Source organism: Neisseria sp. (assembly GCF_030530745.1).
GTDB lineage: Bacteria > Pseudomonadota > Gammaproteobacteria > Burkholderiales > Neisseriaceae > Neisseria.
In genome coordinates this window covers 22,141-45,245 of the sequence record NZ_JAUMUI010000003.1, presented here as the reverse complement: position 1 = coordinate 45,245, position 23,105 = coordinate 22,141, and the positions used below count along the sequence as shown (strand labels likewise).

Below are 23,105 nucleotides of genomic sequence, written 5' to 3'. Positions count from 1 at the left end.
GCTAAAAAACCAAACCGCTTAGGCGCCGCAACCAACAGGAACCACAACCATGACCGAAACCATCGAACGCGACAGTATGCAGTATGACGTCGTTGTTGTCGGCGCAGGCCCCGCGGGCTTGTCGGCCGCCATCAGGCTCAAACAGCTTGCGCAGCAGGCGGGGCGCGAAACCAGCGTGTGCGTGGTGGAAAAAGGTTCGGAAGTGGGGGCGCACATTTTATCGGGCGCGGTTTTCGACCCCGCCGTGCTCAACGAACTCTTGCCCGAGTGGAAAACGCAAGGCGCGCCGGTTACCCGCAGCGTAACCGCCGACCAAGTGCTGTTCCTCACCCAAAACAAAGCCTGCAAACTGCCGGTTACCCCAAATTTCAACAACCACGGCAACTACATTATCAGCCTCGGCGCATTGTGCCGCTGGCTGGCCGAGCAGGCCGAAAGTCTCGGCGTGGAAATCTACCCCGGCTTTGCCGCCGCCGAAGTGCTCTACCACCCCGACGGCTCGGTGAAAGGCATCGCCACCGGCAATATGGGCGTGGGCAAAGACGGCGAAGCCACCGAAACATTCCAACCCGGTATGGAGCTTTGGGCGCAGCAAACCGTGTTCGCCGAAGGCTGCCGCGGCTCGCTCAGCCGGCAGGTGATTGAGAAATACGCGCTCGAACGCGACAGCCAGCCGCAAACCTACGGCATCGGCATCAAAGAAATCTGGGAAGTGCCCGCCGGCCAATGCCAACCCGGCCTGGTGGTGCACAGCACCGGCTGGCCGCTCGACACCAAAACCTACGGCGGCTCGTTTATCTACCATCTCGACAACAACCAAGTGGCGGTAGGCTTTGTGGTGGGTTTGGACTACCAAAACCCCTATCTTTCGCCGTTTGAAGAGTTTCAGCGTTTCAAAACCCACCCTGAAATCCGCAAAACCTTCGAAGGCGGCCGCCGCATCGCCTACGGCGCGCGCGCGCTCACCGAAGGCGGCCTGCAAAGCCTGCCCAAACTTGCCTTCCGCGGCGGCGTGCTGGTGGGCGACGCCGCAGGCTTCTTGAACGTGCCGCGCATCAAAGGCATACACACCGCCATGAAATCGGCCATGCTGGCGGCCGAAGCGGTTTTTCCCGTTTTGGAAAGCCCCGGGGAGGCAGAGGCATCAACCGGCGGCAAAACCGCCTATGCCTACGAAGATTTGTTCAAACAAAGCTGGGCATACCGCGAATTGCACGCCGCCCGCAACATCCGCCCCGCCTTCAAATGGGGGCTGTTCCCCGCCATGGCCTACACCGGGCTGGAACAATATGTGTTTAAAGGCAAAACGCCGTGGACCATCAAACACCACGGCACCGACCACGGCGCTTTGAAAAAAGCCGCCGCCGCCCGCCCCATCGACTATCCCAAACCCGACGGCAAACTCACGTTCGACCGCATGAGCAGCGTGTTTCTCGCCAACCTCAGCCACGAAGAAAACCAACCTTCGCACCTGAAGCTGAAAAACCCGCAAACCATGCTTGATGTAAACCTGAAAGAATACGCCGCCCCCGAAACGCGCTACTGCCCCGCCGGCGTGTATGAAATCGTGGAAGAAAACGGCGAACCGCAGTTGCAGATCAATGCGCAAAACTGCGTGCACTGCAAAACCTGCGACATCAAAGACCCCACGCAAAATATCGTGTGGGTCTGCCCCGAAGGCGGCAGCGGCCCGAATTACGGCGCGATGTAGTTTGCAGGATTTGGCCAAGCGGCAGAAAGCATCAAGGCCGTCTGAAAAGTTTTCAGACGGCCTCTGTTTTTTTTCCGGCCGGCCGGATTCGGCCGTCGGGTTAAATATCCACCTGCGCCGTATCGCCTTCGGCCTCCATCCACGCGCGGCGGGCAGCGGCTTCGCCTTTGCCCATCAGCTTCACGAAAATGCCGTGGGTTTCTTCGATCGCGCCGTCGGGAATCTGCACCTGCAGCAGGCGGCGGGTGTCGGGGTGCATGGTGGTGTCTTTGAGCTGGTCGGGGTTCATTTCGCCCAAGCCTTTGAAACGGCTGATGGCATATTTGTTTTCAGACAGGCCTTCTTTTTGCAGGCGTTCTAAAATGCCGTCCAGTTCGGCTTGGTCGAGCGCGTAGAATTTGCGGGCGGGTTTGGTTTTGCCCTGCGCGTTGACATCGACGCGGAACAGCGGCGGTTGGGCGACATAAATATGGCCGTCAGAAACCAGCTTGGGAAAGTGGCGGTAAAACAGCGTGAGCAGCAGCACTTGGATATGCGAGCCGTCCACGTCGGCGTCCGACAAAATGGCGATTTTGCCGTAGCGCAGGCCGCTTAAATCGGGGTTGTCGCCCGCGCCGTGGGGGTCGACGCCGATGGCGACGGAAATATCGTGGATTTCGGCGTTGCCGAACAGTTGGTCGGGGTGGACTTCAAAGCTGTTGAGCACTTTGCCGCGCAGGGGCAGGATGGCTTGGGTGGCTTTGTCGCGCGCGAGTTTGGCCGAACCGCCGGCCGAATCGCCTTCCACCAGAAACAGCTCGTTTTCGCGGATGTCTTCGCTTTCGCAGTCGGTGAGTTTGCCGGGCAGCACCGCCACGCCGCTGCCTTTTTTCTTTTCGATTTTCTTCACTGAGCGCATCCGCGCCTGCGCCTGCCGGATGGCGAGCTCGGCGATTTTTTTACCGGCTTCTACGTTTTGGTTGAGCCACAATTCGAGCGGGTCGCCCGACACCGCGGCCACGAGCTTGAGCGCGTCGCGGTTGGTGAGTTTGTCTTTGGTTTGGCCTTGGAACTGCGGGTCGAGCACGCGGGCGGACAATACGAAGGCCACGCGGCCGAATACGTCGTCGCTTTGCACTTTCACGCCGCGCGGCAACAGGTTGTGGTGGTTGATGAAATTGTTCACCGCGCCGAACACGGCCTGTTTCAAACCCGCTTCGTGGGTGCCGCCCAGCGGGGTGGGAATCAGGTTGACGTAGCTCTCGCTGTTGCACACGCCGTCTTCCAGCCAGGTGAGCGCGAAAGCCGCGCCTTCGCCGGCAGCAAAATCACCTTCGTGGCCGGTTGAAATATAGTTTTCGCCGGCAAACACCGGCACGGCTTCCTGCGCTTCGCCGATGAGGTCGGCGAGATAGCCTTTGAGGCCGTCGGGGTAGTGCCAGGTTTGCGTTTGCGGCTCAGGTTCACCTTTAACGGGGCGGGTGAGCGACACGGTAACGCCGGGCAGCAGCACGGCCTTGGCGCGCAGCAGCCGCTCCAGTTCGGCGATGCTGTAGTTCGGGCTTTCAAAGTATTTGCCGTCCGGCCACACGCGTACTTCGGTGCCGGAATCTTTTACCGCGCATTTGCCGGTTTCGATCAAGGGTTCGACTACATCGCCGCCGGCAAACACGATACGCCGGATTTTTCCTTCGCGTTTGACGGTTACTTCCAAACGGGTGGAAAGCGCGTTGGTTACCGACACGCCCACACCGTGCAGGCCGCCTGAAAAGGCATAGGCGCTGCCGCCGTCTTTTTTGTTGAACTTGCCGCCCGCGTGCAAACGCGTAAACACCAACTCCACCACCGGTACGTTTTCGGCGGGGTGCAGGCCGGTGGGAATGCCGCGGCCGTTGTCGCGCACCGACAGAGAGCCGTCGGCGTGGATTTCCACGTCGATCCGCGTGGCAAAACCGCCGAGTGCTTCGTCGGCGGCGTTGTCGATAACTTCCTGGCAGATGTGGGTGGGGCTTTCGGTGCGGGTGTACATGCCCGGGCGTTCTTTTACCGGCTCCAGGCCTTTGAGTACGGTGATGCTCGATTCGCTGTATTGGGGTGTGGTCATGGCGGGTGTGGGGTTGGATCAGTCGGGCGGGATTTTAGCATAGATAGCCGGAACGGTTTCAGACGGCCTGTTTCTTTATCACAGGCCGTCTGAAAGCAGTTTTTAAGGCATTGCCGGCAAAGCGTCCGTTTAGTTTTTGCCGGTGTATTGCTGCAACAGTTCGCGGAATGCCGCGCCTGTTTCGGGGTGTTTCAAGCCGTAGGCAACGGTGGCTTCGAGATAACCCAGCTTGCTGCCGCAGTCGTAGCGCGTGCCTTCGAAGGCGTGTGCCAGCACGAATTCGTGGTCGAGCAGGCGGGCGATGCCGTCGGTGAGCTGGATTTCACCGCCGGCGCCGCGCGGCAGGTTGGTTAAGAGGCTGAAAATGCGCGGGGTGAGGATGTAGCGGCCTACCACGGCCAGATTGGAAGGCGCTTCTTCGGGTTTGGGTTTTTCAACGATATTGGTGATGCGTTTGTAGTTTTTGAGGTTTTCCACTTCCACGATGCCGTAGGAGCCGGTTTGGGAAGGATCCACCGTTTCCACGCCCAGCACGCTGTTGCCGGTTTGGTTGTAGATATCGACCATCTGTTTGAGCGCGCCTTGCGGGGCGTCGATTAAGTCGTCGGCCAGAATCACGGCGAAAGGGTTGTCGCCCACGGCGGCGCGGGCGCACAGCACGGCGTGGCCCAAGCCCAGCGCTTCGGCCTGGCGGATATACAGGCAGGTGATTTCGGGCGGCAGGATGTCTTTAACGTGTTCGAGCAGTTTGTCTTTATTGCGCTGTTCCAGCTCGGTTTCGAGTTCGTAGGCTTTGTCGAAGTGGTCTTCTATGCTGCGCTTGTTGCGGCCGGTAACGAACACCATTTCGGTGCAGCCTGCAGCCACGGCTTCTTCTACCGCGTATTGGATCAGGGGCTTATCGACAATCGGCAGCATTTCTTTGGGGCTGGCTTTGGTGGCGGGCAGAAAGCGGGTGCCCATGCCGGCAACGGGGAATACGGCTTTTTTAATCGGTTTGATCATGTTGGCTCCTCAAATAATTGAATGTATGACCATACGGGCACGGATTAAGTCTGCTTAAATACGGCGGCCGTCTGAAAAATTATGGTGCACGGTTCAAAATTACGGATTTTACGGGTTTGCGGCAGAGATGGGTAGGTCTGGTTATCTGCCGATATTCAGCAGGGTTTTCAGTTGCGCTTCATCCAGCACCGCCACGCCTAAGGCCTGCGCTTTTTCGAGTTTGCTGCCCGCCGCTTCGCCGGCTACCACATAGTCGGTTTTTTTCGACACGCTGCCCGACACTTTGCCGCCTGCGGCTTCGATAAGGGCCTGTGCTTCGTCGCGCTTGAGCGTGGGCAGGGTGCCGGTGAGCACGAAGGTTTTGCCTGCAACGGCGCTGTTGCCGCCCTCGGGCTGCGTTTCGTTTTCAGACGGCATGCCGTTCAAAAACGCTTCTATATCGTGCAAGAGGGCGAGATTGGCGGGCTGGCTGCGCCATTGCTGCCATTCGGCGTTGAGTGCGTTGTCGCCAATCAGGCCGGCCATGCTTTTGCCGGCCAATTCCCATAACGCGGCGGCTTTTGTTTCGCTGGTTTTGTAGCCGGGCAGGCGGGCGAGCCATTTTTGCGGTTCGGCATATTGCGAAAGCGGCAGGGTAACGGGCCGGTTTTTCGGCGACACGCCGGCGGCCAGCAGTTCGTCTATCATGGCCTGCTGTTCGGAATCGGAGAAAAACCGGGAAACGGAATGCGCCACCACGGTGCCGATGTCGGGCAGGCAGGCCAGCAGCGGCTCGGGGGCACGGCGCACTTTTTCGAGCGTGCCGAATGCCTGAGCCAGCGATTTGGCGGTGCGCTCGCCCACATGGCGTATGCCCAGTGCAAACAGAAAACGCGCCAAGTCGGGCTGTTTGCTCGCTTTGATGCCGGTCAGAATGTTTTGCGCCCACTTAACGGGCGACTGTTTTTTGCCGTTTTTTTGGCCGTCTGAAAGCGGTTCGCCGCCGCCTTCCGGTTGCGTTTCGCTTTTGTCGGCGTTTTCTTTCATCTGCTGCAAGGCGGGAATGTCGAGGCGGTATAAATCGGCGAAATGTTTCACCAAATCCTGCGCCACCAATTGCTCGATTTGCCGCTGCCCCAAGCCTTCGATGTCCATCGCTTTGCGCGAGGCGAAGTGGATCAGCCCCTGCGCGCGCTGGGCGCGGCACAGCATGCCGCCGCTGCACCGGGCCACCGCTCCGCCTTCTTCGCGCTCGATGCCGCTGCCGCAAATCGGGCAGTGTTCGGGCAGGCGGTATTGCGGGTGAACGGGTTCGCTGCGGCTTTCAGACGGCCTGTCGAACATATCGCCTTGCAGGCCGTCTGAAGCGGCGGCGGCTTCGCGCATCGGGCGGCGCTCGAAAATCACGCGCACCACTTCGGGAATCACGTCGCCCGCACGGCGTACCACCACGGTGTCGCCCACGCGCACGTCTTTGCGCTGCGTTTCGCCTTCGTTGTGCAGGGTGGCGTTGGTAACGGTTACGCCGCCCACAAACACCGGTTGCAGGCGGGCAACGGGCGTTACCGCGCCGGTGCGCCCCACCTGCACGTCAATGGCTTCCACCACGGTAAGGGCTTCTTCGGCGGGGAATTTGTGCGCGACGGCCCAGCGCGGCGCGCGCGAAATAAAGCCCAGCTCCTGTTGTTCGGCCAGGCTGTTCACTTTCACCACCATGCCGTCGATTTCGTAGGGCAGGCCGGGGCGTTTTTTGCTCATTTCTTCGTAAAACGCCAACACGCCGGCGATGTCGGGGAACACGCCGTACTGGCCGTCGGGCAGGCTGAAGCCCAGTTCTTTCAGATATTCCAGTTCTTCAAAATGCGTGGCGGACGCCAAGCCGCCTTCGTTGCGGGCGATGCCGTAGGCGAAAAAATGCAGGCGGCGGCGGGCGGTGATGCGCGAATCGAGTTGGCGCAGGCTGCCGGCGGCGGCATTGCGCGGGTTGGCAAACAGTTTTTGGCCGGCGGCGGCCTGCTGCTCGTTCAGCGCGGCAAAATCGGCTTTGAGCATCAGCACTTCGCCGCGCACTTCGATTAATTCGGGCACTTGCCCGCCGTGCAGCCTGAGCGGCACGTTGGCGATGGTTTTCACGTTGAGGGTAACGTCTTCGCCCACCGAACCGTCGCCGCGCGTGGCGGCGCGCTCCAGCACGCCGCTGCGGTAGAGCAGGCTGACGGCCAAGCCGTCGAACTTCGGTTCGATTACATATTCCGGCTTTCTGCCGCCCAAGCCGCCGCGCACGCGCTCGTCGAAGGCATACATTTCGGCGTGGTCGAACGCACCGTTTCCGTTTTGCGGCGAAAAGGCGTTGGAAAGCGACAGCATCGGCACTTCGTGGCGCACGCTCTCGAAACCCGCCAACGGTTGGCCGCCCACGCGCAGGGTGGGGCTGTCGGGCAGTTTCAACTGCGGATGGGCGGCTTCGAGCGCTTCGAGTTCGCGAAAGAGCGTGTCGTATTCGGCATCGGGCACGCTGGGCGCGTCGAGGGTGTAGTATTCGTAGGCGTAGCGGTTGAGCAGGGCGGTAAGTTCGCGGATGCGGAGGGCGGGGTCGTTCATAACATCAGGCCGTCTGAAAAAAGATAAAAGGTTTTTCAGACGGCCTTGTTCACGCATCAGGCCGTCTGAACACAAAGCATATTGTATAGAAAAAAGAGGGCTTGCCGTTTCGGACGGGCGCGCTTATTTTTCGGCCACGGCAAACGCCAGCACCCGGCCGCCCTCGTCGCTCATGCTCAAATGCACGTGTTTGATGCCTTTTTCTTGCAGCCACTGCTGCAAATCAGGTTCGCAGATAAATTCCGGTTTGCCCAATCCGTCGTGCCCCACGCCGATGTTGCGCAGGCTAACGGGCGAGCGCAGGCCGGTGCCGACGGCTTTGGCGAAGGCTTCTTTGGCGGCGAAGCGTTTGGCGAGAAAGTTTACCGGCCTGCCCGACTGCGGGTATTCGAGCAGTTCGATGCGGCTGAGCAGGCGCCGGGCGAAGGCTTGGCCGTATTTTTTATGCAGTTTTTCGATGCGCTCCTGCGCAACGATGTCGGTGCCGATTCCGTAGATCATGGGGTTTCCTTTGCGGGTTTTCAGACGGCCTCAATAAGGCAGCGAGCGCGCCCTGAACATCACTTCTTTCATCTGCCGTATCGCTTCGGGCAGGCCGAGGAACACGGCTTGGGCAATCAGCGAATGGCCGATGTTCAGCTCATGGATGGCGAGAATTTTGGCAATCGGGGTTACGTTGTGGATGGTGAGGCCGTGGCCTGCATTGACAACCAGCCCCAAATCGCTACCGAAGTTCGCGCCTTCTTCGATGCGCTGCAATTGCGTCGCGCGCGCATGCGGCGTTTCGGCATCGGCATAGGCGCCGGTGTGCAGTTCGATAACGGGTGCGCCCACGTCGCGGGCGGCTTGGATTTGCGCTTCGTCGGCGTCGATAAACAGGGAAACGCGGATGCCGGCTTCGGTGAGCGTTTTGGTGAAGGCGGCGATTTTGTCTTGCTGCGCCAAAACGTCGAGGCCGCCTTCGGTGGTGATTTCTTCGCGCTTTTCGGGCACGATGCACACGTCTTCGGGCATCACTTTAAGGGCGTTTTCGAGCATTTCTTCGGTGAGCGCCATTTCGAGGTTCATGCGGGTGCGGATAGCGTTTTTGATGGCGGATACGTCGGCGTCTTTGATGTGGCGGCGGTCTTCGCGCAGGTGCAGGGTGATCAGGTCGGCGCCGTGGGTTTCGGCAATCAGCGCGGCTTCGAGCGGGCTGGGGTAGGGGGTGCCGCGGGCGTTGCGCAGGGTGGCGACGTGGTCGATGTTTACGCCTAGTAACATGGTTCGGTTCCTTTTTGAAGGTCTGGTTGTGTTTTCAGACGGCCTGTGCGGGTTGGGCAAAAAATTCAGGCCGTCTGAAACGCCTGCATCTGCTGCAAAACCTGCCGCGATTTGATGCCTTCGGGCAGGCGGAAATCCAGCAGCATACGGGTGAGTTTGAGGGTTTGCTGCAAACTTTCGCCGTTGTCGAAAATGCCGTTTCGCAGTTGGATTAAGGTGCTGCCGTCCACCGCAACGCCTTGTGCTTCGTGCTGCGGCAAACCGCCCGCCTGTGCCAGCGGCAGCGGGGCGTGTTCGGGGCGCAGCCAGTAGGTTTGCCCGGCGGCAACGGGTTGGCCGTGTTCGTCGTGTTGCAGGTCGGGGGCGAAGCCCAGTTCGGTTAACAACGCCCACTCGAAGCGGCGCAGGGAGGCAACGTGGTTCGGTTCTTCGGCCACCGCGCGCATCAGGGTGTGGAGCGCGTCGTATAGGGCGGGGTGAGGGTCTTCGCGGGCGGTGAGTCTGTATACCAATTCGTTGGCATACAGCCCGCTGAACAGCGGCCGCCCCTGCGGCTGCCGCCAACCGCCCAGCCATTCGGCGCGGTGCAGGGTTTTCAGCTCCTGCGAACCGTACCACGATGCGCTCACCGGCACAAACGGCACCAGCACGCCGCGCAACTCGCTCTGGCGCGTGCGGGCGCTGCGGGCGAGCAGGGCCACGCGCCCGTAGCGGCGGCTGAACATTTCCAGCCACAGGCTGCTTTCGCGCCAGGGTTTGGCGGTGAGCAGGAAGGCGGGTTCGTGGTTGATGCGGTGGGTTTGGGCGGGCATATTAATAACGGTTTATCCGGTTGCGGCAGGCCGTCTGAAACGGTTTCAGGCGGCCTTAGGCGCTTTACCTGCGCTTTTCCAGCCATACCCCGCTTTCGATATGGGGGGTAAACGGAAACTGGTCGAACAGCGCCATGCGGCGTATGCGGTGGGTCTGCGCCAGCGTGTCGAGGTTGGCGCGCAGGGTTTCGGGGTTGCACGAAATATAAATCACATGGTCGAACTGCCGCACCAGTTTCAGGGTTTCGCTGTCGATGCCGGCGCGCGGCGGATCGACGAAAATGGTGGAAAAGCGGTAGTCGGCCAATACGATGCCTTGTTCTTGCAGGCGGCGGAACGCGCGCACGCCGGTGTAGGCTTCGGTAAATTCTTCGGCCGACAAACGGGCGATTTTCACGTTGCCGCTGCCGTTCGCTTCTATATTCCATAATGCGGCCTGCACCGAGGTTTTCGATACTTCGGTGGCCAGCACTTTATCGAAACTGCGTGCGAGCGGCAGGGTGAAGTTGCCGTTGCCGCAATAGAGTTCCAGCATGTCGCCGCCGATGTGCTGTGCCACGTTGCACGCCCAAGCGAGCATTTTTTCACAAACGGCGGCGTTGGGTTGGGTGAAACTGCCTTCGTATTGGCGGTAAACGAACGGGTTGCCGCCCACGTTCAGTTTTTCGGTAACGAAATCCTGCTTCAGCACGATTTTCTGCCCTTTGCTGCGGCCGATAACGGCGATGCCCAGCTCGTTTTGCATCTCTTCGGCAGCGGCGCGCCAGGTGTCGTCGAGTTTTTTGTGGTAGATCATCGTAACCAGCATTTCGCCGCTCAGGGTGGCGAGAAACTCCACCTGATACCAGCGGTTTTTCAGCACACTCATACGGCCGGCCGCTGCGAGCAGGCGCGGCATCAGGAGGTTGACGGCTTCGCAGGCGGGGGCAAAGCTGTCGCAGCGCTGCATGGTTGCCCCGCCGGCTTTGCGCCCCTGTTCGAACATGGCGTAAAACATGGTTTCGCCTTCGTGCCAAACCCTGAACTCGGCGCGCATACGGTAGTGCCGTTCGGGGGAGTCGAACACTTCCAAAGCGGGCACGGACAGCGGCGCGAACAGTTGTCCGATGTGGCGGATTTTTCCGTTTAGCTGTTGCTGGTAGGCAGAGTCGGTCATGGTTGGGGCAATCGTGGGAAAGAGGGCGATTATATAGCGTAAATACGTTTTTTTCGCTATGCGGGCAGCTTGTTTTCAGACGGCCTTTCTCTTAACAGGCCGTCTGAAAACAAACCAAACATTCGTTTACAGCCAGCCGTCGGGCGAGACGGGGCGGTTGTCCAGCAGTTTCACAAATCCGGCCACCACGCGGTAGACAAACCACGCGCTGGCTATGAGGATAACCACGAAGCCTATGAAGACAACCAGTGTGAGCCAGCCGATTAACATGGCCAGCAGGGTATACCAGAAAGTTTTAATCAGATATTGCACATGGCTGTGATAAACCGTGCCCGCCGCCTCGCCGCGTTTCACATAAGCCATAATCACGCCTGCCGGCGCGGTGATACCGTTGAGCAGCGAGAGGGCGTAAAGGGCGTAGATGATGATGGTGTAAGTGCGCAGGCTGTTATCCGGCGCGGGGTTGTTGTGTTCGATAACATCGTTGTTCATGGCGGTTTTCTTTCTCGGTCGGGTTGCGTGCGGGAGGCGGGCCGGCGCCTATTATAAAGCAATGGGGCAGTATTGTTTTCTGCCGCCCGGGTAATGCAGGGCAAATCTTTACTTGTTTTGAATTGTTTTTTCATACGGCATAAACAAAAGCCAAATCAACGGTATAAGGCTTTGAAGATGGTTCATTTTCTGTACGGCCGCCCGTTTTTCGGCCACAATGTAATAAAGACACGGAACTTTTTATCTGTTATCGTTGCCAAATCCCCCGTCTGTGCCGTAGCGGCGCATGTGAATAAAACGACTAACGGAGTAACTTTATGAAGTCAAACTTGAAAACCATCGTTCCGGCTCTGGCCGTGGTAACCGCCCTGAGTGCCTGCGGTATGTTCGGCAAAGACAAGCCCAAAGCCCAACCTGCCCCCGCCGCTGCCGCACAACAGCAGCCGGCGGCGCAAATCCAAGAGCCGCAAACCGTTCAGGTTGATTCTATCGACGGCAAAAAAGAAGTGGCCTACAAATGCGGCGACAAAGGCCAAAACCCGCTGAACGTGATGTATGGTTTCAAAAACGGCGAAGTAGTGGCCGCACAGGTCAAATACCAAGACAAAGTTTCCCCCGGCCTCTTCCGCGTGGTGGGAAATGATGATCAAAACATCTTTGCCGGCGGCGGTATCACATGGTCGGCAAACAAAGCCACTGCCGCCAATGTGGATAAAGTAAACGGCAATATGCTGACCCAGATGGCGGTGGAAACCGTAAACGGCCGCCAGCAGCAAGTGTCGCAAATCGTAACCCGCGGCTGCGTGCTCGACAAAGCGGGCACCGCCAAACTGAACAAAGCGGCCGCACCCGCCAAAGCGCCTGCAAAAAAAGCACCGGCTAAAAAATAAGCGCCAGTGAAATAAAACAAGGCCGTCTGAAAGTCATTTTTTCAGACGGCCTTGTTTTATAACATTATGTTTCAACATGCAGGGTGCACATAAGGCGTCGCTCTTCATGTTGCCCTGATTCGGCATTACGCCCCTGTCAAATCAAAGTCAAACTCTACCGCCGTGAACGGCGGGGTTTTGACCGAAAAGAAATTTTTGATGAAGTTGGCCGAATTTGCGGTATCGGCCTTCCCCTCACTTATTCGCCCGGGCATTCGGCACATTCGGTATGCACTTCGCCCAGCTTCAGTTTGCTGTTCACATCACGCAGGGCGGTGCGCAGGCCTTCTTCGATAACGGGGTGGTAGAAGGGCATATCGAGCATTTGCGGCACGGTCATCTTTTGCTGGTGTGCCCAAGCCAATAGGTGTGCCAGGTGTTCGGCGGCGGGGCCGACGATTTCGGCGCCGACAAACAGGCCGGTACCCTGTTCGGCATATACGCGCATATGGCCTTGATTGACCAGCATCACGCGGCTGCGGCCTTGGTTGCGGAACGACACTTCACCGATCACCACACACTCGGGGTTTTTATAGCGATCCTGAACTTGGGCGTATTTCAGGCCGATGCTGGCGATTTGCGGGCTGGTGAACACCACGCCGATGGTGCTGCGGCGCAGGCCGTTTTCGATATGGGGGTAGCGGCCCGCGTTGTCGCCGGCGATTTTGCCTTGGTCGCTGGCTTCGTGCAGCAGCGGCAGCTGGTTGGATGCGTCGCCTGCGATAAAGATGTGGGGAATGCTGGTCTGCATGGTCAGGGGGTTGGCTTTGGGCACGCCGCGGTTGTCCAGCTCGATGGAGAGGTTTTCCAAACCCAGGTTATCCGTATTCGGACGGCGGCCGACGGCGGCCAGCAGGTAGTCGGCGGTGTAAACGCCGCTTCGGCCGTTTTCCGTCCAGTGCACCTCTACTTTGCCTCCGGCGTTAAGTCTGACTTCGGTTTTGGACGGATCGGTATCCAGGTGCAGCGTTAGTTCTTCGCCGAACACGGCTTTGGCTTCGGCCAGCACCACGGGGTCGGAAATGCCGCCCAGCATGCCGCCTACGCCGAAGATTTCCACTTTTACGCCCAAGCGGTGCAGGGCCTGGCCGAGCTCCAAACCGATTACGCCGGGGCCGAAAACGGCCACGCTCTCGGGAAGGGTGTCCCATGAGAATACGTCGTCGTTGATAATCAGTTTGTCGCCCAGCGCTTCCCATTGCGGCATGATGACAGGGCGGGAGCCGGTGGCAATCACGATGCGCCCGGCTTTGATTTGGGTGTGATCGTCGATTTGGACGGTGTGCTCGTCGATAAATCTGGCCTTGCCCATGATGCGCTTATCGGCCGGCCATTCTTCTACGTCGCTGACCACGAAGCCGACAAAGCGGTCGCGCTCGGATTTCACGCGCTTCATTACTTCTTCGCCGTTAACAGTGATGCTGTTTTTGTCTAAATGAATGCCGAACGGGTCGGTGTGCAGGGCATGGTGGCGCGCTTCGGCGGCGGCAATCATCAGTTTGGAAGGCATGCAGCCGACACGGGCACAGGTGGTGCCGAATACGTTGCCTTCAATCAGGTAGACATTGTCGGTGTGGAGGCGGGCGTTGCGGAAGGCGCCCATGCCGGCGGTACCGCCGCCGATAACTACTACGTCTGCTTGGAGTTGTTTCATTGTGTTGTCCTTTCGAGGTGCCGTTTCAGACGGCCTTTAAAATAGCGTAAAGCAAGAAATTTAAGAAAACCGGAACTGCAGCCCGCAATGCCGGTTTGCGTAAATCTGCTGCGTTTTTTCAGACGGCCTGTAACCATATTGAGGCCGTCTGAATGCGGTGAAACAAAATAAAAATAATGCCGTATCGTTTCATTTTGTTTTGCCGGATTTGAAAAACGTGCCGTTACTGGTGGATAACGGCACGTTTCGGGGTGGCGTTCAAACCACGGCAACCGGCGGGTTGCGGGTTATTTTGCCAAGTAGGCTTCCAATTCTTCGCTGCCGCCGATGTATTTGCCGCCGATAAACACTTGCGGTGCGGTAGTTTTGCCGGTGATGGCGCGAACGGACACGGTGGTGGCGTCTTTACCTAATACGATTTCTTCGTAGTCCAGGCCTTTGTCTTGCAGAAGCTGTTTGGCTTTGGCGCAGTATTGGCAGCCGGGTTTGGTAAAGATGGAAACGGACTCTTGCTCTTTCCAAGAGGGGTCGATGAATTTCAGCATGGTGTCGGCATCGGAAACTTCAAAGGGGTCGCCTTCTTTTTCCGGCTCGATAAACATTTTTTCGATTTTGCCGTCGTTAACCAGCATGGAGTAACGCCAAGAGCGGTCGCCGAAGCCCAAGCCTTCTTTGCTTACCAGCATACCCATGCCTTTAGTGAATTCGCCGTTGCCGTCGGGCACGACGATGATGTTTTCGGCTTCTTGGTCGGCAAGCCATGCGTTCATCACGAAGGTGTCGTTTACCGATACGCACAAAATGCTGTCGATACCGCGGGCTTTGAATTCTTTGGCCAGCTCGTTGTAGCGGGGCAGGTGGGTGGAAGAACAGGTGGGGGTAAAGGCGCCGGGCAGTGAGAATACCACTACTTTTTTGCCTTTGAACAAATCGTCGGTGGAAACGTCTTTCCAGGCATCGCCTGAGCGGGTGTGGAATACGACGCTGGGGACTTGTTGGCCGGTACGGTCTGCTAATGCCATTTGGAGCTCCTAAACAATGATGAGGTTGATAGAAAAGTACATCAAAAAATGATGAAGGCGGATTGTACGCCTTTTACATTGATTTGGATAATTTATAGTTCAAATAATCTTAATTATTAAAAACTATTAAAATAAAATCCGGATAAATTTGATAAACAAAATGTTGCCCGCCGGGTCGGCGGCAGGTTTTACAGGTTGGGATTGTTGCAGAAAAAGCCAGCCGGCTTTACCGGAATTTACGGTCGGTATCTGCCGTACGGCGCGGCTGCGGGGTTTTCAGACGGCCTGAAGCTGTTTGGCGGCTTCTAAAGCGTAATAAGTCAGAATGCCGTCGGCTCCGGCGCGTTTGAATGCCAGCAGGCTTTCCAAAACCACCTTATTGCCGTCAAGCCAGCCGTTTTGGACGGCGGCCTGCAACATGGCGTATTCGCCCGACACCTGATAGGCATAGGTCGGCACGCCGAATTCGTCTTTTACACGGCGGATAATGTCCAAATACGGCAGGCCGGGCTTTACCATCACCATGTCCGCACCTTCCTGAATATCCAGCGCCACTTCCTGCAAAGCTTCGTCGGAATTGGCGGGATCCATCTGGTAAGTGTATTTGCCGGCTTTGCCCAAATTGGCCGAGCTGCCCACCGCATCGCGGAACGGCCCGTAAAACGCCGAAGCATATTTGGCCGAATAAGCCATGATGCGGGTGTGGATATGGCCGTGCTCTTCCAGCGCTTCGCGGATGGCGCCGATACGGCCGTCCATCATATCGGAGGGCGCCACCACCTGCGCGCCGGCTTCGGCGTGGCAAAGAGCCTGTTTGATCAGTACGTCAATGGTTTCGTCGTTCAACACATAACCTGTTTCATCGGTTAAGCCGTCCTGCCCGTGAACGGTGTAGGGGTCGAGCGCCACATCGGTCATGATGCCCAGTTCGGGAAAGCTTTCACGCAGCTTGCGAACCGCCGTCGGCACCAGCCCGTCGGGGTTGTAAGCCTCTTCTGCCGTTTCTGTTTTATTCCGCGTTACCACGGGGAACAGAGCCAGCATCGGGATACCGAGCGTAACGGCTTCTTCCGCCGTATACAGCAGTTTGTCCAAACTCCGGCGTTTCACGCCCGGCATAGAAGCAACCGGCTCTTCTTGGTTGCGGCCTTCCAATACAAAAACCGGATAAATCAAATCATCGGCGGTTAACGAGTGCTCGCGCATCAGGCGGCGGGAAAAATCATCTTTGCGCATACGGCGCAAACGGGAAGAGGGAACAAAACGGTGGGGGAAATTCATAATGTTAAGAACCTTGAAATGGTCGGACGGTGCCGATTATACGCTCTATTTGCTTCTAAAAAGAGAAAGGGGTGCGGCAGGCTGCGGCTTTTGCAAACTTACACTAATCCGGCAGCCGGTTTTCCGCCTTTCCGTAAAGCCGTGTTTCAGACGGCCGGGCGGGTTTTGCAAGGCTTAAAAATTTACTGCGGGCATCTTTGCAGCGCCCCGTAAAAGCGGTACATTTACAGCCTTTCATTTCACAAGATTAAGTTGCAACACCATGGACCGTTTTCCCAAATCCTCCAAACTCGACCAAGTATGCTACGACATCCGCGGCCCCGTACACAAAGAAGCCCTGCGCCTTGAAGAAGAAGGCCATAAAATCTTAAAACTCAATATCGGCAACCCCGCGCCTTTCGGCTTTGAAGCGCCCGATGAAATTTTGGTCGACGTTATCCGCAACCTGCCCACTTCGCAGGGCTATTGCGATTCCAAAGGGCTGTATTCCGCCCGCAAAGCCATCGTGCATTATTACCAAACCAAAGATTTGCGCAGCATCACCGTAAACGACGTGTATATCGGCAACGGCGTATCCGAGCTGATTACCATGTCGATGCAGGCGCTGCTTAACGACGGCGACGAAATCCTGATTCCCGCCCCCGACTACCCCTTGTGGACGGCGGCGGCCACGCTGGCCGGCGGCACCGTGCGCCATTATCTGTGCGACGAAGAAAACGAATGGTTTCCCGACCTGGCCGATATCGAATCGAAAATCACACCCAACACCAAGGCCATCGTGGTGATTAACCCCAACAACCCCACGGGCGCGGTATACAGCAAAGAAATCCTGTTGCAGATTGCCGACTTGGCGCGCCGCCACGGGCTGATTATTTTCGCCGACGAGATTTACGACAAAATCCTTTACGACGGCGCGCAACACCACCACATCGCCGCACTCGCCCCCGATTTGCTCACCATCACCTTCAACGGCCTTTCCAAAGCCTACCGCGTGGCCGGTTTCCGTATGGGCTGGATGGTGCTCAACGGCCCCAAACACCACGCCAAAGGCTATATCGAAGGTTTGGATATGCTCGCCTCGATGCGTTTGTGCGCCAACACGCCCATGCAGCACGCCATCCAAACCGCATTGGGCGGTTATCAGAGCATCAACGAATTTATCCTGCCCGGCGGCCGCCTGCTGGAGCAGCGCAACAAAGCCTACGAAATGCTCGTTCAAATCCCCGGCATCAGCTGCGTGAAGCCGAAAGGCGCAATGTATCTGTTCCCGAAAATCGACACGGAAATGTACGGCATTAAAGACGATGCCAAATTCATCTACGATTTGCTGTTGCAGGAGAAGGTACTGCTGGTGCAGGGCACGGGTTTCAACTGGATACGCCCCGATCATTTCCGAGTGGTAACGCTGCCTTATGCCCACCAAATCGAAGAAGCCATGGGTAAACTGGCGCGCTTTTTGCAACACTACCGCCAGTAGCGGCCATTGCAGTTTATCAGCGGCGGGCAAAACAAAAGGGTTGGAGTTACCAACCCTTTTGTTTGCTTTGAAGCGGAGGATTTTTAAACTTCTGTTTAAGCAGAAATGTTGATTTTCCGCCATACTCGGGCTTAATCCGGGTATCGGTTATTTTCCCGATGCAAAACCACTTCTTCACAAAAAGCATTGCAGCAAATCGTTGAGAAACCGCCGCCCGGTTTCAGACGGCCTGAAATAAAGCGGGTCGTTGTCCAGCAAGCCTTTGGTTCGGGCGGCACGGAGTCGGGCGGCGATTTTGGCGGCGGACACGCCGGTGCGTTCTTGCAACCATGCGGCGGGCACACCGTCGGTTAAGCGTAGGGCGTTCATCATAAACTCAAACGGCAAATCTTCCGCTGCAACGGTTTGGCGTCCGATGCCGTCTGAAACTCTGCCGTGCATGGCGGCCAGATAATCGTTGGGGTGGCGGCGGCGCACGGTGCGTTCGATGTGATCGGGGTAGGAAATTTTGCCGTGAGCGCCGGCACCGATGCCGATGTAGTCGCCGAACTGCCAATAATTGAGGTTGTGGCGGCAGGTATGGCCGGGGCGGGCAAAGGCCGAGGTTTCGTAGTGTGCGAAGCCTGCCTCTGCCAGCGCGCCGTGCACGGTTTCTTCGATGTCGAGTGCGGCTTCGTCTTGCGGCAGGCCGGGCGGCGGGGTGTGGCCGAACGGCGTGTTCGGCTCCATCGTGAGGTGGTAGGCGCTGATGTGGTTTGCGCCCGAAGCGATAGCGGTTTGTATGTCGTGCAAGGCCGTCTGAACGGTTTGGTTCGGTAGGGCGTACATCAGGTCGATATTTACCCGTTCGAATAGGTTCAGTGCGGTTTCAATGGCTGCTAAGGCTTCGCGGTGGTTGTGGATGCGCCCCAAACTTTGCAGCGCGGCATTGTCGAAACTCTGCACGCCGATGGAAAGGCGTGTGATACCTGCGTCTTTAAACCCTTGAAACTTCTCTTTTTCAAACGTGCCGGGGTTGGCTTCGAGCGTGATTTCGGCCTGCGGTTGCAGCTTTACCAGCGAACGCACGCCGTTAAGCAGGCGGTTTATCGAGGCCGCCTGAAACAGGCTGGGCGTGCCGCCGCCGATAAACACGGTTTCCACCGCACGCCCCCAAACGTTGGGCAGTTCGCTTTGCAAATCGGTGAGCAGCGCGTCGATATAAGCGTCTTCGGGCAGGCCGTTTTTGGCTTGGTGGGAATTGAAGTCGCAATAAGGGCATTTGCGCACGCACCACGGGATATGGATATAGAGCGACAAGGGCGGCAGGGCGGCAAGATGGCCGGGGCGGGGAAAGGTGATGGCGGTCATGGGGTTGGGAAAATTTGCGGGAGGTTGTCAAACGGTGTTTTAGCTTCGCAGAAACTTGTTTCCTCACGGCAACTGCGTTTTCAGACGGCCTGAAGGCTTGGCAGAATACTTTGCAACCGCTTGAGTTTTGCAGGCGTTATTCATATGCTCGGAAGTTGTTTTGCAAGGCCGCGGCCTTTAAGGCTGCGGGTACAGCAAATCGATTTTCTTTTCCAGCCCGGCCAGGGCCAAACCGCGGTGGCTGATGCGGTTTTTGGTTTCGGGGTCCAGCTCGGCGGCGGTGCGGCCTAACTCGGGCAGGAAAAAATGCGGGTCGTAGCCGAAACCGTTGCTGCCGGCGGGCGTGTCTTGCCACACGCCGCGCCAGATGCCTTCGGCAATCAGCGGCTGCGGGTCGTTTTCGTGGCGCACCAGCGCCAGCACGCAAACGTAGTAACAGCTTTTGTCGGCCTTGCCGGCCAGTTCGGCGGAAAGTTTGGCGTTGTTGGCGGCGTCGGACTTCGGGTTTTCGCCTGCGAAGCGCGCCGAATAAATGCCGGGCGCGCCGCCTAAGGCTTGGGCGCAGATGCCGCTGTCGTCGGCCAGTGCGGGTTTGCCGCTGTGTTTGCTGGCGTGGCGGGCTTTGGCGATGGCGTTTTCGATAAAGGTAAGGTGCGGTTCGGGGCACTCGGGCACGTTGAAGCGGGACTGCGGCAGCACTTCGATGCGGCGTTGGGCAAACCAGCGCGAAAATTCTTTCAGCTTGCCCGCGTTGCCGCTAGCTAAAACGATTTGGTCAAACATGGCGGTTTTCCTGCGGTTTGGCTGCCGAAGCGGCTTTTTCGCGCGCGGTTTGGCGGGCGTAGAGCGCCAGGCAGGCAATCTGCCCGAACACGGCTGAGAAGGCGAACAGGAAGGCGGCAACGGCAAACTGTTTGCTTTCAACCGAAAGCAGCCAGCTTCCCAGCAGCACCAAGGCCATAAATAAAACGGTAAAAAAGGCGATACCGAGCAGGTAGGTTTTGCGGGCGTTCATCAGAATCGGCAGATTGGTTTCTAAAGATGCGCATCATAACACAGGCCGTCTGAAAAAATGTTTCAGGAGACCTTTGCAAAACCCCCAGATGTGGATGCAGTTCAAGGCGTAGCAGCGCAGCGAGCGCAGACATATCACACGATAGGCAGGCGAGCGAGCAGCACACAACGCAGAAATGCGCCGCAGATGAGGGTTTTGCAAAGGTCTCTTCAGACGGCCTGTGTTATGATGCGCTCTATTTTCAACCGGAAAAAGCCATGGACAAAACCGTTTACCTCTACACCGACGGCGCCTGCAAAGGCAACCCTGGCGCGGGCGGCTGGGGTGTGCTGCTGCGTTACGGCACGCACGAAAAAGAGCTGTTCGGCGGCGAGGCCGAAACCACCAACAACCGCATGGAGCTGACGGCCGTTATCGAAGGATTGAAGGCTTTGAAACGCCGCAGCAGCGTGGAAATCTGCACCGATTCGCAATATGTGAAAAACGGTATGGAAAGCTGGATACACGGTTGGAAGAAAAACGGCTGGAAAACCGCCGCCAAGCAGCCGGTGAAAAACGAAGATTTGTGGCGCGAACTCGACCGTTTGGTTCATCTGCACGACGTTACATGGGCATGGGTGAAAGGCCATGCGGGCCATGCGGAAAACGAGCGCGCCGACGGGCTGGCCAACCGCGGTGCGGCGCAGTTTGCAAAGGGTGCCGGCAACGGCGCTTGATACGGCGTGGGCAAAAAAAACCGGGGTTTTCAGACGGCTTATTTATACAGGCCGTCTGAAAGCCCCGGTTTGCAAGCGGCTTAGAAGCTGTATTGCAGTTTCATGCCGGCTTCGTGAGTGTAATTTTTGGGTTCGCGCACACTCCACAGCCGGCCGTCGCTGTCAACCGAATAAATGCGCTCGGAATCCGGCACTTTCCAGCCGCGGTAGAACGGGCCGAAGCTGAGTTTGGAATCATTGGAGAAGCGTTTGGACACCGGTACTTCCACTTCTATGCCCCTGCCGCCGCTTTGCTTGAACTTGCCGGGGTAGCTGCTGTGGTAGCTGTATTGGCGGCCGTGAAGCATATGGTTATAGGCTGCTTTGGGGCTGATTTCGAAAGAGCCGGGCAGTTTGATATTCAAACCTGCGCCTGCACGGGCGTAGAGGATTTGGTTTTTTCTATCGTAGTTATATTGGTTTGCGCGGCTGCCCAAGTCTTTCAGGATGCGGTGCCCCAAGCCGGTTTCGAGTACCAAATCCAGTTTCTCGTTTAAGGGGTGCGTGTGTTCATAAGAAGCCCTGATATCGTAAGCGCGGCGGGGAATACTTTTCACCACCGCTTCGCCATAATACGAATCTTCCATATATTGGCCGGTGTAGTCGGATTTGCCGTGAGAATAGCGGCCTTCGATTTTGGCCGCATGACGGTCGTTAAACGGATATTTGATGCCGCCTTCAAGCGACCAAAGGTTGCCGCGCTCCTGCATCAGCCGGTCGGTACCGTTTGTGTATTCGCGGTAGGTTTCGCGGTAATACCCGCTGCCGACGGTAAATTCGACAGGGCGTTTGGCTTGTGAGGCAGAAACCGAACCTGCCGACAAAACAGCAGCCAAAGCAACAGCAACTTTTTTCTTCATTGTGATGTTTTCCATGAAAGTTTGATATGAAATCGGAATATAATGTTTTATTCTACTACATAGCAAGCGTTTAGGGCTGATATCCGTTAAAAAATTTCTGCACCGCCCGGGCAAAAAAAACCGCCCCGCGAGGGGGCGTAAAAGGAACACAAACCACTACCAAAACTGTTACGGGGCAAATGCTTTTATTGTCTGTTTTGCCGGATATAGAGCCTTCATCAAATCGGAAGGCGAAAGCGTAAAATCTCTATTGTCGCCGACTGTCAGACGGCCTTGCTGCGGGGTAAGCTCCAACAGGCAGGGGCATCCTGTTTGGCAGGATTTTGCCCGTGTGGGGCTGATACGGCGCTGCAGGGCGGCTGCGGCACGACGGTACAAACTGTCTTGTTTCTTAAGCTTGCGGGCTCCGGCAACCCAGCTCAGACGGGTGGGGGCATCTTCGGCTTCAATCAGCAGGATGCCGGTTTCCGGTTCGTTTTGCGGGCTTTCGGAAAGCCAGACATAATATCTGCCGTTCAGAGTAACAAACACCGCATCGTGGATTTCGGGGCTGCCGCTACAACCGGTGGCCAAAAGTGTGCGTACGGCTTTTTGGTGCAGCCTCAGAATATCCAGAGAAACCTGTTTAAAAATGCTTTCGGGCATTTCGTTCTCCTTTCGCTGCTGTTGTTTGCCTAACCGTTGGAATGCATTATACGCAAAATATAAAATTTTGCAAATGATAATTGTTACTATTAAAAAATAATTTAATAACTATTTGTTTTAAAATTAAATTAATTTTAAAAATATACCAAAAAAAATTGAATAAAAAGCTAAATGGGTAAAATAGCTGTTGTCCGCCGAAAAAGCAGGGGCCGTCTGGAAAAAAACTAAACTGTCCCAATGCTTGGATAAGTTAAGAATCTTTCTCAAACGGCCTTGTTATTTAATGTGCCGGCGCGTTTTGCTGCACGCATTCCGATTCGGGGGTGAGGTTTTTGATGGTTTGGTCGAACTCAGCCACATATTGTTCCAGCAGGTAGGGGCGCAGCAGGCTGAGGGTGCGGCCGATGCCGCGCACTTTGGAATCTTCGCTCAGTTTGGCGCGGCCGCGGATGGAGCCGTCGAAGTCGAACCAGTATTTGGTTACTATCCACATATTCACCGCCAGATCGTTCATGGCGGTTTCGTCAGCCTTGATGATGTTGAGGCCGTTGAGGCGGGTGAGCAGGTTTACCAAGAGCGGCGACACTTTGGCCTGGGTGAAGTTGTTGTGTTCGCCCAAAAGCTCGGCGCTGCGGGCGAGCAGGGTGTTGACGTCGCTGAAGAGGAAGCGGTAGCGCCACATCACGTCGTAAATGCCCGACATATATCCCACGGCTTCGCAAACGCCTGCGGGCAGCTCGGCGTTTTGCAGGTAGCCGAGCAAATCGTCGCTGTAGCGTTTGAAAAGCTGCACGATGATTTCGTCTTTGTTGCGGAAGTGGTAGTAGAGGTTGCCGGGGCTGATGCTCAGGTGGGCGGCGATGTGGTTGGTGCTGATGTTGCGCTCGCCTTCTTCGTTGAAGAGGACGAGCGCGGATTCGATAATGCGCTGATATGTGTTTTGTTTGCTGTCTTTCGCCATGAGAAAACTCCTTATTACGGCGGTTTTATTAATTCTATCGGCAGTGATTATATC

General features: G+C 56.9%; 21 protein-coding genes and 1 pseudogene. 4 read left to right on the top strand and 18 right to left on the bottom strand.

Going from position 1 to position 23,105, the window contains the following annotated elements; translation table 11 throughout:
- Positions 1-49 precede the first annotated feature (49 nt).
- Positions 50-1,711, top strand: coding sequence for an electron transfer flavoprotein-ubiquinone oxidoreductase (locus Q3970_RS01980; protein ID WP_303098935.1), 1,662 nt, complete (start codon positions 50-52; stop codon positions 1,709-1,711).
- A 100-nt stretch (positions 1,712-1,811) separates the two neighbouring features.
- Here Q3970_RS01980 and Q3970_RS01975 read toward each other — a convergent pair whose 3' ends face one another.
- The 8 genes from Q3970_RS01975 to Q3970_RS01940 all read right to left on the bottom strand — a co-directional run bounded on the left by Q3970_RS01975 (position 1,812) and on the right by Q3970_RS01940 (position 11,102).
- Positions 1,812-3,794 carry a DNA topoisomerase IV subunit B gene (locus Q3970_RS01975; protein ID WP_303098934.1) on the bottom strand — a complete coding sequence of 661 codons (1,983 nt, stop codon included), beginning with the start codon at positions 3,792-3,794 and terminating at the stop codon, positions 1,812-1,814.
- A gap of 129 nt (positions 3,795-3,923) precedes the next feature.
- Positions 3,924-4,796, bottom strand: coding sequence for a UTP--glucose-1-phosphate uridylyltransferase GalU (gene galU, locus Q3970_RS01970; protein ID WP_303099012.1), 873 nt, complete (start codon positions 4,794-4,796; stop codon positions 3,924-3,926).
- A gap of 144 nt (positions 4,797-4,940) precedes the next feature.
- Positions 4,941-7,379: an NAD-dependent DNA ligase LigA gene (gene ligA / locus Q3970_RS01965; RefSeq protein WP_303098933.1), complete on the bottom strand. Its 2,439-nt coding sequence runs from the start codon at positions 7,377-7,379 to the stop codon at positions 4,941-4,943.
- Positions 7,380-7,502: 123 nt separating this feature from the next.
- Positions 7,503-7,880 carry a holo-ACP synthase gene (acpS, locus tag Q3970_RS01960; RefSeq protein WP_303098932.1) on the bottom strand — a complete coding sequence of 126 codons (378 nt, stop codon included), beginning with the start codon at positions 7,878-7,880 and terminating at the stop codon, positions 7,503-7,505.
- A 30-nt stretch (positions 7,881-7,910) separates the two neighbouring features.
- On the bottom strand, positions 7,911-8,642 hold the full coding sequence (pdxJ, locus tag Q3970_RS01955; RefSeq protein ID WP_303098931.1) for a pyridoxine 5'-phosphate synthase: 732 nt from the start codon (positions 8,640-8,642) through the stop codon (positions 7,911-7,913).
- 65 nt (positions 8,643-8,707) lie between these two features.
- The gene (recO, locus tag Q3970_RS01950) at positions 8,708-9,454 is read right to left on the bottom strand and encodes a DNA repair protein RecO (protein WP_303098930.1); all 747 of its coding nucleotides are present in this window, start codon (positions 9,452-9,454) and stop codon (positions 8,708-8,710) included.
- Between the two features lie 64 nt (positions 9,455-9,518).
- Positions 9,519-10,610, bottom strand: coding sequence for a tRNA (uridine(54)-C5)-methyltransferase TrmA (gene trmA / locus Q3970_RS01945; protein WP_303098929.1), 1,092 nt, complete (start codon positions 10,608-10,610; stop codon positions 9,519-9,521).
- Between the two features lie 126 nt (positions 10,611-10,736).
- Complete coding sequence (locus tag Q3970_RS01940; protein ID WP_303098928.1) at positions 10,737-11,102, bottom strand: hypothetical protein; 366 nt, start codon at positions 11,100-11,102, stop codon at positions 10,737-10,739.
- Between the two features lie 317 nt (positions 11,103-11,419).
- On the opposite strand from Q3970_RS01940, the gene Q3970_RS01935 reads away from it, so the two are divergent.
- Complete coding sequence (locus tag Q3970_RS01935; protein ID WP_303098927.1) at positions 11,420-11,992, top strand: hypothetical protein; 573 nt, start codon at positions 11,420-11,422, stop codon at positions 11,990-11,992.
- A gap of 238 nt (positions 11,993-12,230) precedes the next feature.
- Here Q3970_RS01935 and Q3970_RS01930 read toward each other — a convergent pair whose 3' ends face one another.
- The 3 genes from Q3970_RS01930 to hemB all read right to left on the bottom strand — a co-directional run bounded on the left by Q3970_RS01930 (position 12,231) and on the right by hemB (position 15,988).
- Positions 12,231-13,685 (bottom strand): dihydrolipoyl dehydrogenase, encoded by a 1,455-nt coding sequence (locus Q3970_RS01930; RefSeq protein ID WP_303098926.1) that lies wholly within the window; start codon positions 13,683-13,685, stop codon positions 12,231-12,233.
- Between the two features lie 287 nt (positions 13,686-13,972).
- Positions 13,973-14,707, bottom strand: a complete 735-nt coding sequence (locus Q3970_RS01925) for a glutathione peroxidase (RefSeq protein ID WP_303098925.1) — start codon at positions 14,705-14,707, stop codon at positions 13,973-13,975.
- Between the two features lie 276 nt (positions 14,708-14,983).
- Complete coding sequence (hemB, locus tag Q3970_RS01920; protein ID WP_303098924.1) at positions 14,984-15,988, bottom strand: porphobilinogen synthase; 1,005 nt, start codon at positions 15,986-15,988, stop codon at positions 14,984-14,986.
- A gap of 262 nt (positions 15,989-16,250) precedes the next feature.
- Here hemB and Q3970_RS01915 point away from each other — a divergent pair, with 262 nt between their 5' ends.
- Positions 16,251-17,465: a pyridoxal phosphate-dependent aminotransferase gene (locus Q3970_RS01915; protein ID WP_303098923.1), complete on the top strand. Its 1,215-nt coding sequence runs from the start codon at positions 16,251-16,253 to the stop codon at positions 17,463-17,465.
- A 174-nt stretch (positions 17,466-17,639) separates the two neighbouring features.
- On the opposite strand, the gene hemW is transcribed toward Q3970_RS01915, so the two are convergent.
- The 4 genes and pseudogenes from hemW to Q3970_RS01895 all read right to left on the bottom strand — a co-directional run.
- Positions 17,640-18,815: a radical SAM family heme chaperone HemW gene (gene hemW / locus Q3970_RS01910; RefSeq protein ID WP_303098922.1), complete on the bottom strand. Its 1,176-nt coding sequence runs from the start codon at positions 18,813-18,815 to the stop codon at positions 17,640-17,642.
- A gap of 177 nt (positions 18,816-18,992) precedes the next feature.
- Positions 18,993-19,598: an RdgB/HAM1 family non-canonical purine NTP pyrophosphatase gene (gene rdgB / locus Q3970_RS01905; RefSeq protein ID WP_303098921.1), complete on the bottom strand. Its 606-nt coding sequence runs from the start codon at positions 19,596-19,598 to the stop codon at positions 18,993-18,995.
- Positions 19,591-19,830, bottom strand: coding sequence for an NGO_0222 family membrane protein (locus tag Q3970_RS01900; RefSeq protein ID WP_303098920.1), 240 nt, complete (start codon positions 19,828-19,830; stop codon positions 19,591-19,593). The genes rdgB and Q3970_RS01900 overlap by 8 nt, the downstream gene beginning before the upstream one ends.
- Positions 19,831-19,897: 67 nt before the next feature.
- A pseudogene (locus tag Q3970_RS01895) lies at positions 19,898-20,043 on the bottom strand (signal peptidase); the annotation flags it as partial.
- A 44-nt stretch (positions 20,044-20,087) separates the two neighbouring features.
- Between Q3970_RS01895 and rnhA the strand changes: the two are divergent.
- On the top strand, positions 20,088-20,546 hold the full coding sequence (gene rnhA / locus Q3970_RS01890) for a ribonuclease HI (protein ID WP_303098919.1): 459 nt from the start codon (positions 20,088-20,090) through the stop codon (positions 20,544-20,546).
- Between the two features lie 80 nt (positions 20,547-20,626).
- Here rnhA and Q3970_RS01885 read toward each other — a convergent pair whose 3' ends face one another.
- The 3 genes from Q3970_RS01885 to Q3970_RS01875 form a co-directional block, all read right to left on the bottom strand.
- A complete protein-coding gene (locus Q3970_RS01885; RefSeq protein WP_303098918.1) occupies positions 20,627-21,445 on the bottom strand; it encodes a porin family protein in 819 nt (272 codons plus the stop codon).
- A 168-nt stretch (positions 21,446-21,613) separates the two neighbouring features.
- On the bottom strand, positions 21,614-22,090 hold the full coding sequence (locus Q3970_RS01880) for a pyridoxamine 5'-phosphate oxidase family protein (protein WP_303098917.1): 477 nt from the start codon (positions 22,088-22,090) through the stop codon (positions 21,614-21,616).
- 280 nt (positions 22,091-22,370) lie between these two features.
- The gene (locus Q3970_RS01875) at positions 22,371-23,051 is read right to left on the bottom strand and encodes a TetR/AcrR family transcriptional regulator (RefSeq protein WP_303098916.1); all 681 of its coding nucleotides are present in this window, start codon (positions 23,049-23,051) and stop codon (positions 22,371-22,373) included.
- Positions 23,052-23,105: the final 54 nt, after the last annotated feature.

What these genes read in the sequence shown, in the direction of transcription:
- Q3970_RS01980 (WP_303098935.1), top strand. Translation starts at nt 50, where the DNA reads ATGACCGAAACCATCGAACGCGACAGTATGCAGTATGACGTCGTTGTT.
- Q3970_RS01975 (WP_303098934.1), bottom strand. Translation starts at nt 3,794, where the DNA reads ATGACCACACCCCAATACAGCGAATCGAGCATCACCGTACTCAAAGGC.
- ligA (WP_303098933.1), bottom strand. Translation starts at nt 7,379, where the DNA reads ATGAACGACCCCGCCCTCCGCATCCGCGAACTTACCGCCCTGCTCAAC.
- acpS (WP_303098932.1), bottom strand. Translation starts at nt 7,880, where the DNA reads ATGATCTACGGAATCGGCACCGACATCGTTGCGCAGGAGCGCATCGAA.
- pdxJ (WP_303098931.1), bottom strand. Translation starts at nt 8,642, where the DNA reads ATGTTACTAGGCGTAAACATCGACCACGTCGCCACCCTGCGCAACGCC.
- recO (WP_303098930.1), bottom strand. Translation starts at nt 9,454, where the DNA reads ATGCCCGCCCAAACCCACCGCATCAACCACGAACCCGCCTTCCTGCTC.
- trmA (WP_303098929.1), bottom strand. Translation starts at nt 10,610, where the DNA reads ATGACCGACTCTGCCTACCAGCAACAGCTAAACGGAAAAATCCGCCAC.
- Q3970_RS01940 (WP_303098928.1), bottom strand. Translation starts at nt 11,102, where the DNA reads ATGAACAACGATGTTATCGAACACAACAACCCCGCGCCGGATAACAGC.
- Q3970_RS01935 (WP_303098927.1), top strand. Translation starts at nt 11,420, where the DNA reads ATGAAGTCAAACTTGAAAACCATCGTTCCGGCTCTGGCCGTGGTAACC.
- Q3970_RS01930 (WP_303098926.1), bottom strand. Translation starts at nt 13,685, where the DNA reads ATGAAACAACTCCAAGCAGACGTAGTAGTTATCGGCGGCGGTACCGCC.
- Q3970_RS01925 (WP_303098925.1), bottom strand. Translation starts at nt 14,707, where the DNA reads ATGGCATTAGCAGACCGTACCGGCCAACAAGTCCCCAGCGTCGTATTC.
- hemB (WP_303098924.1), bottom strand. Translation starts at nt 15,988, where the DNA reads ATGAATTTCCCCCACCGTTTTGTTCCCTCTTCCCGTTTGCGCCGTATG.
- Q3970_RS01915 (WP_303098923.1), top strand. Translation starts at nt 16,251, where the DNA reads ATGGACCGTTTTCCCAAATCCTCCAAACTCGACCAAGTATGCTACGAC.
- hemW (WP_303098922.1), bottom strand. Translation starts at nt 18,815, where the DNA reads ATGACCGCCATCACCTTTCCCCGCCCCGGCCATCTTGCCGCCCTGCCG.
- rdgB (WP_303098921.1), bottom strand. Translation starts at nt 19,598, where the DNA reads ATGTTTGACCAAATCGTTTTAGCTAGCGGCAACGCGGGCAAGCTGAAA.
- Q3970_RS01900 (WP_303098920.1), bottom strand. Translation starts at nt 19,830, where the DNA reads ATGAACGCCCGCAAAACCTACCTGCTCGGTATCGCCTTTTTTACCGTT.
- rnhA (WP_303098919.1), top strand. Translation starts at nt 20,088, where the DNA reads ATGGACAAAACCGTTTACCTCTACACCGACGGCGCCTGCAAAGGCAAC.
- Q3970_RS01885 (WP_303098918.1), bottom strand. Translation starts at nt 21,445, where the DNA reads ATGAAGAAAAAAGTTGCTGTTGCTTTGGCTGCTGTTTTGTCGGCAGGT.
- Q3970_RS01880 (WP_303098917.1), bottom strand. Translation starts at nt 22,090, where the DNA reads ATGCCCGAAAGCATTTTTAAACAGGTTTCTCTGGATATTCTGAGGCTG.
- Q3970_RS01875 (WP_303098916.1), bottom strand. Translation starts at nt 23,051, where the DNA reads ATGGCGAAAGACAGCAAACAAAACACATATCAGCGCATTATCGAATCC.